The organism is Rhodococcus daqingensis, from assembly GCF_042665615.1.
In the GTDB taxonomy this organism is placed as follows: domain Bacteria; phylum Actinomycetota; class Actinomycetes; order Mycobacteriales; family Mycobacteriaceae; genus Rhodococcus_G; species Rhodococcus_G daqingensis.
This window is the reverse complement of record NZ_JBHTCS010000022.1, coordinates 190,897-201,997: the sequence shown is the minus strand read 5'-3', so window position 1 is coordinate 201,997 and position 11,101 is coordinate 190,897. Positions and strand designations below refer to the sequence as shown.

14 protein-coding genes are annotated in these 11,101 nt (G+C 70.0%); 10 read left to right on the top strand and 4 right to left on the bottom strand.

The annotated features are described in order from the left end of the window. Positions 1–24: 24 nt before the first annotated feature. Complete coding sequence (locus ACFQS9_RS18665; RefSeq protein WP_378407372.1) at positions 25–393, bottom strand: NADH-quinone oxidoreductase subunit A; 369 nt, start codon at positions 391–393, stop codon at positions 25–27. Between the two features lie 288 nt (positions 394–681). Next, the gene (locus ACFQS9_RS18660; protein ID WP_378407370.1) at positions 682–1,098 is read right to left on the bottom strand and encodes an Rv3143 family two-component system response regulator; all 417 of its coding nucleotides are present in this window, start codon (positions 1,096–1,098) and stop codon (positions 682–684) included. A gap of 182 nt (positions 1,099–1,280) precedes the next feature. On the opposite strand from ACFQS9_RS18660, the gene ACFQS9_RS18655 reads away from it, so the two are divergent. From ACFQS9_RS18655 to ACFQS9_RS18625, 7 genes are read left to right on the top strand one after another with little or no spacing between them, the layout of a single operon-like run. Further along, a complete protein-coding gene (locus ACFQS9_RS18655; RefSeq protein ID WP_378407368.1) occupies positions 1,281–1,583 on the top strand; it encodes an urease subunit gamma in 303 nt (100 codons plus the stop codon). A gap of 9 nt (positions 1,584–1,592) precedes the next feature. Further along, complete coding sequence (locus tag ACFQS9_RS18650) at positions 1,593–1,907, top strand: urease subunit beta (protein ID WP_378407366.1); 315 nt, start codon at positions 1,593–1,595, stop codon at positions 1,905–1,907. Beyond that, the gene (locus tag ACFQS9_RS18645) at positions 1,904–3,625 is read left to right on the top strand and encodes an urease subunit alpha (protein ID WP_378407364.1); all 1,722 of its coding nucleotides are present in this window, start codon (positions 1,904–1,906) and stop codon (positions 3,623–3,625) included. The genes ACFQS9_RS18650 and ACFQS9_RS18645 overlap by 4 nt, the downstream gene beginning before the upstream one ends. Positions 3,626–3,641: 16 nt before the next feature. Beyond that, positions 3,642–4,280, top strand: coding sequence for an urease accessory protein UreF (locus ACFQS9_RS18640; protein WP_378407362.1), 639 nt, complete (start codon positions 3,642–3,644; stop codon positions 4,278–4,280). A 52-nt stretch (positions 4,281–4,332) separates the two neighbouring features. Then, complete coding sequence (gene ureG / locus ACFQS9_RS18635) at positions 4,333–5,010, top strand: urease accessory protein UreG (protein WP_378407360.1); 678 nt, start codon at positions 4,333–4,335, stop codon at positions 5,008–5,010. Positions 5,011–5,014: 4 nt separating this feature from the next. Further along, on the top strand, positions 5,015–5,683 hold the full coding sequence (locus tag ACFQS9_RS18630) for an urease accessory protein UreD (RefSeq protein ID WP_378407359.1): 669 nt from the start codon (positions 5,015–5,017) through the stop codon (positions 5,681–5,683). Continuing rightward, the gene (locus ACFQS9_RS18625; RefSeq protein ID WP_378407357.1) at positions 5,680–6,030 is read left to right on the top strand and encodes an ArsR/SmtB family transcription factor; all 351 of its coding nucleotides are present in this window, start codon (positions 5,680–5,682) and stop codon (positions 6,028–6,030) included. The genes ACFQS9_RS18630 and ACFQS9_RS18625 overlap by 4 nt, the downstream gene beginning before the upstream one ends. Here the strand turns inward: ACFQS9_RS18625 and ACFQS9_RS18620 are convergent. Next, a complete protein-coding gene (locus ACFQS9_RS18620; protein ID WP_378407355.1) occupies positions 6,027–7,436 on the bottom strand; it encodes an NAD(P)/FAD-dependent oxidoreductase in 1,410 nt (469 codons plus the stop codon). The two genes, ACFQS9_RS18625 and ACFQS9_RS18620, sit on opposite strands and share 4 nt — an antisense overlap. A 221-nt stretch (positions 7,437–7,657) precedes the next feature. Here ACFQS9_RS18620 and gdhA point away from each other — a divergent pair, with 221 nt between their 5' ends. Continuing rightward, the gene (gene gdhA / locus ACFQS9_RS18615; protein ID WP_378407353.1) at positions 7,658–9,007 is read left to right on the top strand and encodes an NADP-specific glutamate dehydrogenase; all 1,350 of its coding nucleotides are present in this window, start codon (positions 7,658–7,660) and stop codon (positions 9,005–9,007) included. Here gdhA and ACFQS9_RS18610 read toward each other — a convergent pair. Then, a complete protein-coding gene (locus tag ACFQS9_RS18610) occupies positions 9,000–9,803 on the bottom strand; it encodes a helix-turn-helix domain-containing protein (protein WP_378407351.1) in 804 nt (267 codons plus the stop codon). The genes gdhA and ACFQS9_RS18610 overlap by 8 nt on opposite strands. 133 nt (positions 9,804–9,936) lie before the next feature. Here ACFQS9_RS18610 and ACFQS9_RS18605 point away from each other — a divergent pair, with 133 nt between their 5' ends. Next, positions 9,937–10,299: a nuclear transport factor 2 family protein gene (locus tag ACFQS9_RS18605; protein WP_378407349.1), complete on the top strand. Its 363-nt coding sequence runs from the start codon at positions 9,937–9,939 to the stop codon at positions 10,297–10,299. 163 nt (positions 10,300–10,462) lie between these two features. After that, a complete protein-coding gene (locus ACFQS9_RS18600; RefSeq protein WP_378407347.1) occupies positions 10,463–11,095 on the top strand; it encodes a hypothetical protein in 633 nt (210 codons plus the stop codon). The last annotated feature ends 6 nt before the right edge of the window (positions 11,096–11,101 follow it).

The window sequence follows — 11,101 nt, the reverse complement described above, 5'->3', positions numbered from 1 at the left end:
TTCCGGCACTACGTGAGCGGACGCTCAGTCCCAGCTCAGGCCGCCGCGTCGCCATTCGTACACATAGGCCACCGCCACGTTGAAGATGAACAGCGCCATCGCGGCCAGCCCGAAGAGCCCGAGTGCGTCGAAGTGCACCGCCCACGGGTACAGGAACACGATCTCGATGTCGAAGATGATGAACAGCATCGCCGTGAGGTAGTACTTCACGGGGATGCGCTGACCGGGGGCCCCACCCGCCGGCTGTCGCATCGGCTCGATACCGCACTCGTACGCCTCGAGCTTGGCCCGGTTGTACCGCTTCGGGCCGACGGCAGACGCCACGATCACGGAGAAGATCGCGAATCCCGTTGCGATCGCCCCGAGTACGAGGATCGGCACATAGACGTTCATGCCGCATGAGCTCCCCTCTGTGCGAGCCTGGCCGCCCGGTTCCGAGCGGTCGTTCCAGCACGCGCGCGGGACTCGGGCGGCAGCGCATCCCGGGCCGACCAGTCGGTCCGCGTTGCCAGACTCGCCCCATGCCACGCTCCTACGATCCGAAGCACTTCCCACGCGATCACTCCGGCCGAACGAGCCGCACTATCCCGACTCGGGTCGATGTGAGCTACATCTCACCCTACCGGTCTGGTGAGTCAGGGCTCGGCGCTTCGCGGGCGTGTCCCGGGAGGGATCGCGGTGTCAGGCGGAGGCGCGGAGCAGCGTCACGACGGCCTCGGCGAGCCGGATCGGGTCGATCGGTTGCGGCACCGCGGCCTCGGCCCTGGACCAGTTGGCCAGCCAGGCGTCGTCGGGCCTGCCGGTCAGCACCAGGATCGGCGGGCATCGGCGGATCTCGTCCTTCAACTGCTTGGCGATTCCCATGCCACCGACGGGCGTCGCCTCCCCGTCCAGGATGGCGAGGTCGATGCCGCCGGCATCCATCAGCTCGATGACGACGGGACCGGTCGCCACCTCGAGGTACGTCAATGCCGGCAGATCCGGATGGGGCCGATCGCCGAGCGCGCTCATGACCTGGGCGCGGGTGTGCGCGTTGTCGCTGTAGACGAGCACGCGCAACACGACTGGCGGGCTGGTGCGTTCCGTCGCCTCGGTCACGGGCTCGATGCTACTGGCGGTGCGCCCTCCTGGGCCGCCGCTCCGTCGAGAGGGGCGTGTTGCCTGCATGTTTCGGTCTTCTTACGGCCGCGTCAACCCGGCGGGGAGGCTGCGATCGCCCCGGGATCGCGTGGCACCATTGCCACTCCGGGCGCCCGCCCGGCACACCATCAGGAGGACGGATGCGGCTGTCGCCCCACGAGCAGGAACGACTCCTGCTCAGCTATGCGGCCGAGCTCGCCAGGCGCCGCCGGGGCAGGGGGCTGCGGCTCAATCATCCCGAGGCGGTGGCCATCATCACCGATCACCTGCTCGAGGGCGCGCGCGACGGCCGCACCGTCGCCGAGCTGATGGCGTCCGGTCGCGAGGTGCTCGGCCGCGAGGACGTGATGGAGGGCGTGCCCGAGATGCTCGCCGACGTCCAGGTCGAGGCCACCTTCCCGGACGGCACCAAGCTCGTGACCGTCCACCATCCCATCGCGTAGGAGCAGACGATGATCCCCGGTGAAATCCTCTGCGCCGATGGCGAGATCGAGCTGAACCCCGATGCGCCGCGGACCGAGCTCGAGGTGCTCAACGTCGGCGACCGGCCGGTCCAGGTCGGCAGCCACGTCCACTTCCCGCAGGCGAACGCGGCGCTGCGGTTCGACCGTTCGGCCGCCCACGGCCTCCGCCTCGACGTCCCCGCGGGCACCGCGGTCCGGTTCGAGCCGGGGCTGGCGCAGCGCGTGAGCCTGGTCCCGATCGGCGGCACCCGCGAGGTGCACGGCCTGACCCTGGCCGCACCCGGACGGCTGGACCGCCGATGAGCTCGTTGAGCAGGGCCCGCTACGCCGCGCTGTTCGGTCCCACCACCGGCGACCGGATCCGGCTGGCCGACACCGACCTGTTCATCGAGGTCACCGAGGACCGTTCGGGCGGGCCGGGGCTGGCAGGCGAGGAGGCCGTGTTCGGCGGCGGCAAGGTGCTCCGCGAATCCATGGGGCAGGGCCGTGCGACCCGCGCCGAAGGGGCGCCCGACACCGTCATCACCGGGGTGGTGATCCTCGACCACTGGGGAATCATCAAGGCGGACGTCGGGATCCGGGACGGCCGGATCGTGGCGCTCGGCAAGGCGGGCAACCCGGACACGATGACGGGGGTACACCCGGACCTGGTGGTGGGGCCCTCCACCGAGATCATCGCGGGCAACGGACGGATCCTGACCGCGGGTGCGATCGACTGTCATGTGCACTTCATCTGCCCGCAGATCATGGAGGAGGCGCTCGGCGGCGGGATCACCACGCTGATCGGCGGCGGTACCGGTCCCGCCGAGGGTTCCAAGGCCACCACCGTGACGCCCGGTTCCTGGCATCTGTCCCGGATGCTGGAGGCGCTGGACGGGTGGCCGATGAACATCGCGCTGCTCGGGAAGGGCAACACCGTCAGCGCGGAGTCGATGTGGGAGCAGTTGCGTGGCGGCGCTTCCGGATTCAAGTTGCACGAGGACTGGGGCTCGACCCCGGCGGCCATCGACGCCTGCCTGTCCGTCGCGGACGCGGCGGGCGTCCAGGTGGCGTTGCACTCGGACACCCTGAACGAGGCCGGCTTCGTCGAGGACACCCTGGCGGCCATCGCAGGGCGGGGGATCCACGCCTATCACACCGAGGGCGCGGGCGGTGGGCACGCTCCGGACATCATCACCGTCGCCGCGCAGGGTCACGTGCTGCCGAGTTCGACGAACCCGACCCGCCCGCACACGGTGAACACCCTCGACGAACACCTGGACATGCTCATGGTGTGTCACCATCTGGACCCGTCGATCCCCGAGGACCTGGCGTTCGCGGAGAGCCGGATCCGGCCGTCGACGATCGCGGCGGAGGACCTGCTGCACGACATGGGTGCCATCTCGATGATCGGCAGCGACTCGCAGGCGATGGGCCGGATCGGCGAAGTGGTGCTGCGCACCTGGCAGTCGGCGCACGTGATGAAGCGCCGGATCGGGGCCTTGCCCGGCGACGGCGCCGCGGACAACCACCGGGCCAGGCGATACGTGGCCAAGTACACGATCTGCCCGGCGATCGCGCACGGCCTCGACGCGGAGATCGGCTCGGTGGAGGTGGGCAAGCTCGCTGACCTGGTGCTCTGGGAGCCCGCGTTCTTCGGGGTCCGGCCGCACGCCGTGATCAAGGGCGGCGCGATCGCCTGGGCCGCGATGGGCGATGCGAACGCCTCGATCCCGACCCCGCAACCGGTGCTGCCGCGGCCGATGTTCGGCGCCGCCCCGAAGGTGGCCGCCGCCACCTCGGTGCATTTCGTGGCGCCGCAGGCGATCGAGGACGGTCTGGCCGATCGGCTGAACCTGGACCGCAGGCTGGTACCGGTTCTCGATGTCCGCGCGCGGGGCAAGGCGGACATGCCGCTCAACGACGCGCGACCCCACATCGAGGTGGACCCCGACACGTTCACCGTGCGGATCGACGGGCAGGTGTGGCGCGAGCAGCCGGCGACCGAGCTGCCGATGGCCCAGCGCTACTTCCTGTTCTGATGGCGGTGCATGCGCGATGACCACGAGACTGGCGAACCTGTTGGCGCTGGCCGACTCCCGGCTCCCCACGGGAGGGCATGTGCACTCCGGAGGAGTCGAGGAGGCCATTGCGTGCGGGCTGGTGCGGGACCTCCCGACGCTCGACGCGTACCTGCGCAGGCGGATCGGCAGCGGAGGGCTGGTCGCGGGGTCGATCGCCGCCGCGGTGTGCGTGGGCGCGCTCGCGCCCGGCGAGGCCGACGCGGAGACCGACGCACGGACCCCGTCCCCGGCGGGGCGGGCCGCGTCCCGGGCCCAGGGCCGGGGACTGGTGCGGCTGTCCAAACACGTCTGGCCCCAGCACGACTGGTCGGCGCTCGGTACCCGCCCGCACCTGGCGGTGGCGTCCGGCCAGGCCGCGCGGGTCTGCGGGATGAGCGGCACCGAGGCCGCGATGGTGCTCGTCTACACGACGATGACGGGGACCGCGATCGCCGCGCAGCGCCTGCTCGCGCTCGATCCGGCGGACGTGGCGGCCTGTACCTTCGCACTCTCCGAGCTGTGCGACCGGACCGCGGATCTCGCCGCGGCCGGGCTCGCCGACCTGTCCGACCCGATGCTGGACGTGGTCGCGCAGGCGCACGTGGAGCGCGAACGTCCACTGTTCGCCTCGTGAATCACCCGGCACCCCGAACACCCGAGAACCTCATCACCCGAAGGAGACCGACATGCCCCCACACCTGATCGACGGAGAACCGCATCGGCACACGCACGACCGGCCCAAGCGGGTTCGCGCGGCGGGAGAGCCGCTGCGGGTGGGCATCGGCGGCCCGGTCGGATCCGGCAAGACCGCGCTGGTCGCCGCCCTCTGCAGGGAACTGCGCGACGAACTGTCGCTCGCCGTGCTCACCAACGACATCTACACCACCGAGGACGCGGACTTCCTGCGCAGGCACGCCGTGCTGCCCGACGAGCGGATCACGGCGGTGCAGACGGGCGGCTGCCCGCACACCGCGATCCGCGACGACATCACCGCGAACCTCGACGCGATCGACGACCTGATCGAGGCGAACCCGCCGCTGGACCTGATCCTGGTCGAATCCGGCGGCGACAACCTCACCGCGACCTTCTCCTCGGGACTGATCGACGTGCAGATCTTCGTGGTCGACGTGGCGGGCGGCGACAAGGTTCCGCGCAAGGGGGGACCCGGCGTCACGTTCTCGGACCTGCTGGTGGTCAACAAGACCGATCTCGCCCCGCTGGTCGGCGCGGACCTGACCGTGATGGAGACCGACGCGGCCCGCGTCCGCGAGGGCCGGCCGACGGCGCTGATCTCGCTGACCGCGGATCCGGCGGCGACCCCCGTGCTGGCCTGGGTGCGCGAGCAGCTGGCGGCGGCGGTCTGACCGGGTGCGCACGGCGCTGACCATCGTCGCCGAGCGGGGCCGCACACCCCGGATCCAGGCGAGTGGGGGACTGGCCGCCCGGATCACGGCGCACGACACCGTGCACCTGATCTCCGCGGCCGCGACGCCGCTCGGCGGCGACCACCTCGAGATCGCCCTGCGCGTCGGACCCGGCGCGAGCCTGACGGTGCGCACCGTCGCAGCCGCACTCGCCCTGCCCGGCGCCGACCAGCTGGTCTCGACCGCCCGCTGGAGCATCGAGGTGGGGCCGGACGCGGAGCTGCTGCTCGACCCCGAGCCCATGGTGGTCGCGGCGGACGCGGACCACCGGACCCACACCCGGCTCGAGCTGACGTCCTCGTCCCGGGTGACGGTGCGCGAGCGGGCCCAGATCGGGCGCACCGGCGAAGTCGGCGGGCGGTGGTCGGGCGCGCTGCACGCGGACCTGGACGGGATTCCGCTGCTCAGACACCGGTTGGAGCTGGGGGCGGGGACCGTCGGTCACGACGTGCTGGACGCGCCGATGGCGGTCCTGAGCGAACTGGTGTACCCGGACGAGCGGCCCGCGGTGGTCGAGCGGTACCCCGGCGGGTCGTGGGTCCGGATGCCCCTGGCGGCGGGCGGCAGTCTCGGGACCCGACTGGGCCGCGCGTTGGCTACGGTGAACCCATGACCGGTACCTCGCCCGCATTCGACCCGGAACAGGTCGCGCAGGCCCGCGCCGCCGTAGCTGCGGTGCCGGATCTACCGGAGTGGGTGCGCCGGTTCGAACTGCTCGGCGACCCGACCAGGCTCCGGATCCTGCTCGGGCTGCACCGTGCCCCCGGAATCTACGTCTCGGATCTCGCGGCGGCGCTGGACATGAGCACCACCGCCGTCTCGCACGCCCTGCGGCTGCTGCGCAATCAGGGCTGGGTCGCGGTGCGCCGGGACGGCAAGAAGATGAGTTACTCGCTCGACGACGAGGTCGTGCACCGGATGCTGCACGACCTCGGCGCCACCCACGCGCACAACGGTTAGCCGGCCTTCTCCCGCTCCTCGCCGGTCGAGACCGCCAGCGGATCGCCGATCAGGCCGGCATCTTTGGCCCGTTCGTAGTCCTGCAAGAGCTCCATCGCGTTGCGCGCGAACACCTGCTGTTCCGTCGACGCCATCTGCGCGCGGCCGCGGCCGAGGAAGCTGACGGTCCAGGACAGGATCGTGGAGAACTTGCTGCGGAACCCGACCAGGTACATCAGATGGATCACCAGCCAGGCGATCCAGCCGATGAAACCGCTGATCTCCAGCTTGCCGACCTTTGCGATGGCGCTGAAACGGGAGATGGTCGCCATCGAGCCCTTGTCGAAGTACTTGAAGGGGTGGCGCGCCTCGGGCGACTCACCCGCGACGGTGGCCTTGATCTGCTTGGCGGCGTACTTGCCGCCCTGCATTGCGACCTGCGCCAGTCCGGGCAGGTTGTCGAGCGACATCATGTCGCCGATGACGTAGACGTTGGGGTAGCCGGGCAGTGACAGGTCGGGATTGACGTGGACGCGGCCGGCGCGGTCGATCTCGGCTCCGGACTGCGCCGCCAGTTGCTTGCCGAGCGGGCTGGCCTGCACCCCCGCGGACCACACCTTGCACTGCGAGTCGATGCGGCGCTCGGTGCCGTCCTTCTCCTTGACGACCAGGCCGTCCACGTCGACGTCGGTGACCATCGCGTTGAGCTGGATCTCGATACCCAGCTTCTCCAGGCGCGCGGCCGCCTTCTCGCTGAGCTTGCCGCCGTAGACGGGGAGCACCGCGGGGGCGCCGTCGAGCAGGATCACCCGCGACTCCCGGGAGTCGATGCTGCGGAAGGCGCCGTTGAGGGTGCGATGGGCCAGCTCGGCGATCTGGCCGGCCAGCTCGACGCCGGTGGGGCCCGCCCCGACCACGACGAAGGTGAGCAACCGGGCGCGCTCCTCCGGATCCTGGGACAACTCGGCCTGTTCGAAGGCGCCGAGGATGCGGCCGCGCAGTTCGAGGGCGTCGTCGATGGTCTTCATACCCGGCGCGAACTCGGCGAAATGATCGTTGCCGAAGTACGACTGGCCGGCGCCCGCTGCCACGATCAGGCTGTCGAACTCGGTGACCGTTTCGCGTTCGAGCAGTCGCGAGGTGACGGTCTTGGCCTCGAGGTCGATCTCGAGGACGTCGCCGAGCAGCACCTGGGTGTTCTTCTGCTTGCGCAGGACCATGCGGGTGGCGGGGGCGATGTCGCCTACCGAGAGGATGCCGGTCGCAACCTGATACAGCAGCGGCTGGAACAGGTGGTGGGTGGTGCGGGCGATGAGGGTGACGTCGACGTCGGCGCGTTTGAGTGCCTGCGCGCTGAACAGGCCGCCGAAACCGGAACCGATGACCACGACGCGATGGCGGCGCGATTCCACCGTCTGGATGCTCATTGACGCTCCTCCGCAGTACGGGATGACGATCTCACGGTAGTCCCAGGCCCAGCTCGCGTCCTGGTAAGGGACGTCCACCGGACCCCGTGTCGCGGCGACCGGAAGGTGTGGGATCGGTCACCGCGGCGAGCATCATCACGGAGACCCGCGTACGACGGTGAGGAAGTCTTGTGATTGTCTTTACTTTCCATTCCCTGTAGATCAAGAGGAGAACGGCCGCTGTGAGTGGGCATGTCCGTGAGCGCGTCGACAAGTACTTCGAGGAAGTTGTCCGCCGCAACGCTGGTGAGCCGGAGTTCCACCAGGCCGTCGCCGAGGTTTTCGAATCGCTCACGGTGGTCCTGGAGCGGCACCCGAACTACGCCGACGGCGCGCTGATCGAGCGGCTCTGCGAGCCCGAGCGCCAGATCATCTTCCGGGTGCCGTGGACCGACGACAACGGCAACGTGCACGTCAACCGCGGGTTCCGGGTGCAGTACAACAGCGTGCTCGGCCCGTACAAGGGCGGCCTCCGCTTCCACCCGAGCGTCAACCTCGGCATCGTGAAGTTCCTCGGCTTCGAGCAGATCTTCAAGAACGCGCTCACCGGACTGCCGATCGGTGGCGGCAAGGGCGGCTCCGACTTCGACCCCAAGGGTCGCTCCGACGCGGAGATCATGCGGTTCTGCCAGTCCTTCATGACCGAGCTGCACCGGCACATCGGCGAGTACACCGACGTGCCCGCGGGCGACATCGGCGTCGGCGGCCGCGAGATCGGCTACCTGTTCGGCCAGTACAAGCGGCTCACGAACTCCTATGAGTCGGGCGTGCTCACCGGCAAGGGCCTGACCTGGGGTGGCTCACAGGTGCGCAAGGAGGCGACCGGCTACGGCGCCGCCTACTTCGTGGCCGAGATGCTCAAGACGGCCGGCACCGCCATGGACGGCAAGCGGGTCGTGGTCTCCGGCTCCGGCAACGTGGCGATCTACGCGATCGAGAAGGTGCACCAGCTCGGTGGCACCGTGGTGGCCTGCTCGGATTCGGCCGGCTACATCGTGGACGAGACCGGCATCGACCTGGAGCTGCTCAAGGAGATCAAGGAGGTCCGGCGCGGCCGGATCTGCGACTACGTCGACACGGTTCCGTCGGCGACATATGTTGCGGGCGGCTCGATCTGGGACGTGCCCTGTGACGTCGCGATCCCGTCCGCCACCCAGAACGAGCTCGACGAAAAGGGCGCACTGACCCTGGTCGAGAACGGGGTCCGCGTGGTAGCGGAGGGCGCCAACATGCCGACCACCCCGGAGGCGCTGCGCGTGCTGCGCTCCGCGGGCGTCGCGTTCGCACCCGGCAAGGCCGCGAACGCGGGCGGCGTGGCGACCTCCGCGCTGGAGATGCAGCAGAACGCCTCCCGCGACTCCTGGCATTTCGACTACACCGACGAGCGGCTCTCGAAGATCATGTCGGACATCCACGGCCGCTGTGTCGCGACCGCGGAGGAGTACGGCAAGCCGGGCGACTACGTCCTCGGCGCGAACATCGGCGGCTTCGTCAAGGTGGCGGACGCGATGCTCGCGATGGGCGTCATCTGACGCCGTCGGCGAGCGCCGCGGCGAGCGCCGCGGCGGTCGGCGCGTCGGCGGGGTAGAAGGTCTCGATCGCCAGCTCGGCGACCGTGACGTCCATCGGCGTGCCGAACACCGTGGTGGTGCTGAGGAAGGCGAGTTCGCCGGCGGGGGTGGCGAATCGGAGCGGCACCACCAGGGCGTCCGGGTCGTGCTCCGAGGGCGCGTCGGCGCCGGGGTAGGTCGACAGTTCGTCGGCCAACGCGCCCAGGAACGGGTCCCCCGTCGCGGCGATCTGGTGGTCGAGCCGGTGGCGCAGGTGGCTGCGCCACTGTCCGAGGTTGACGATCCGCGGTGCCATGCCCTCCGGGTGCAGGCTCAGTCGCAGCACGTTGACCGGCGGTTCGAGCAGGTGGAGCGCGCACCCCTCGGTGAACATCGCGACCGCCGCGTTGCCGTCGACCATGTTCCAGTGCCGGTCGACGACGACCGCGGGGGCGGGAAGGTGCGCCCCGAGGATCGCCGCGATCGCGTCGGCGACCGCGGCCATCGGCACATCGGAGAGTCGGTGCTCGGGGTAGGCGGGCGCGTAGCCGCCTGCCAGCAACAGCGAATTACGTTCCCGCAGAGGGATGTCGAGCTGTTCGCTGAGCTTGAGCAGCATCGCCCTGGTCGGCTGGGACCTGCCGGTCTCGAGGAAGCTCACGTGGCGGGCCGAGACGTCGGCACGGGATGCGAGGTCCAGTTGGCTCAGCCGGCGTCGCTCGCGCCAACGCCGCAGCAGCGTGCCGACCGGTTGCGGGGCCTGGGTGAGGGTGGTCATCCGGCAACCCTATGGCCGTGGGGGAGGCGTCGCCATTACCTCGGAGGTAATCGACGCGGCGCACCGCGGCGGCCAGAGTGGTGTCCAGACGGCGGCCGAGACGGTCACCGCGACATCCGACAGGAGTGACGACATGAGCTTCGAAAACCTTGCGGCCCAGTACATCGCGGTGTGGAACGAGACGGATGCGGATAGGCGTCGCGCCGCGATCGACGCGTTGTGGGCGCCCGGCGGTCGGTATGTGGACCCGATGGCCGCGGCCACGGGGCTCGACGAGATCGACGCCACCATCGGTGCCGTGCAGCAGCAGTTCGCCGGGATGAGCTTCCGCCTCACCGGGCCGGTCGACGGTCACCACGACCAGGCGAGGTTCGGCTGGCAGCTCGGGCCCGCGGGCGCGGAGGACCTGATCGAGGGGTTCGACGTGATCGAGCGCGATGCGACCGGCCGGCTGATCCACGTGCTCGGCTTCCTCGACAAGGTGCCGTCCGCCTAGGGTCGCGCCCACCGCACACCTTCTGGCGACATCGCACCTTCGTTGGGCCCGCAACGGGGGTGCGATGCTGTCAACAGGTGCGCGCGCGCCCGGGTCGCCGACGGCCGCCGGACGATCTATACTAGCTATCTAGATAGAATCAGCTGGCTTCCTGGAGGCGGACATGTCGAACAGTGCGGCACGCACCCACGGCGTTCCCGAGCGCCACCGCGACCACTCGCGCAGGTTGACCGCCGTCGGCGGTGCCGTCAGCGACCACGACCTCATCGAGCTCATCCGATCCGAACTGGCCAGCCGTCCCACCCTGAGCCTGGTCGCGGGTCGGGTCTCCCACCTGCTGCTGGCCGGCCAGGTCGACGGCGACGATCCGATCCTCGACCTCATCGATCCGGGCAACGTCCTCGACGAGAAGACGGTGATGCGCGACGCCGTCGAGTACATCCTGTCGTTCCCGCACCTCTCCGCGGGCGAGGTCGCCGTCAAGTATCGCAAGACCTGGGCCAACCCGAGCGATGCGCTGCGCAAGCGGGCCGGACAGATCATCGGCCTCAAGCAGGGCAGGCGATACCGCTATCCGGAGTTCCAGTTCTCGCTGCCCGAGGACGCGACCGAACTGGTCCGCCGGAGCAATGTGGCGCTCGGCGCCGAGGACGACCCATGGGGCGTGGCGTCCTGGTGGCTCTCACCCAACCCGGCCGCCGCGGGCCGCCCCTCTCCGGTGGACCTGCTCGAAGCCGGCGACCTCGAGCAGGTTGCCGCCCTGGTCCGGGCCGAGGTCGAGGACGACATTGCCTAACCGGGT

Bases quoted from the DNA above. Each gene is read 5' to 3' on its own strand.
- ACFQS9_RS18625 (WP_378407357.1), top strand. From the start codon at position 5,680: ATGACCGGTACCTCGCCCGCATTCGACCCGGAACAGGTCGCGCAGGCC.
- ACFQS9_RS18665 (WP_378407372.1), bottom strand. From the start codon at position 393: ATGAACGTCTATGTGCCGATCCTCGTACTCGGGGCGATCGCAACGGGA.
- ACFQS9_RS18650 (WP_378407366.1), top strand. From the start codon at position 1,593: ATGATCCCCGGTGAAATCCTCTGCGCCGATGGCGAGATCGAGCTGAAC.
- ACFQS9_RS18655 (WP_378407368.1), top strand. From the start codon at position 1,281: ATGCGGCTGTCGCCCCACGAGCAGGAACGACTCCTGCTCAGCTATGCG.
- ACFQS9_RS18620 (WP_378407355.1), bottom strand. From the start codon at position 7,436: ATGAGCATCCAGACGGTGGAATCGCGCCGCCATCGCGTCGTGGTCATC.
- ACFQS9_RS18605 (WP_378407349.1), top strand. From the start codon at position 9,937: ATGAGCTTCGAAAACCTTGCGGCCCAGTACATCGCGGTGTGGAACGAG.
- ACFQS9_RS18645 (WP_378407364.1), top strand. From the start codon at position 1,904: ATGAGCTCGTTGAGCAGGGCCCGCTACGCCGCGCTGTTCGGTCCCACC.
- ACFQS9_RS18640 (WP_378407362.1), top strand. From the start codon at position 3,642: ATGACCACGAGACTGGCGAACCTGTTGGCGCTGGCCGACTCCCGGCTC.
- ACFQS9_RS18600 (WP_378407347.1), top strand. From the start codon at position 10,463: ATGTCGAACAGTGCGGCACGCACCCACGGCGTTCCCGAGCGCCACCGC.
- ureG (WP_378407360.1), top strand. From the start codon at position 4,333: ATGCCCCCACACCTGATCGACGGAGAACCGCATCGGCACACGCACGAC.
- ACFQS9_RS18610 (WP_378407351.1), bottom strand. From the start codon at position 9,803: ATGACCACCCTCACCCAGGCCCCGCAACCGGTCGGCACGCTGCTGCGG.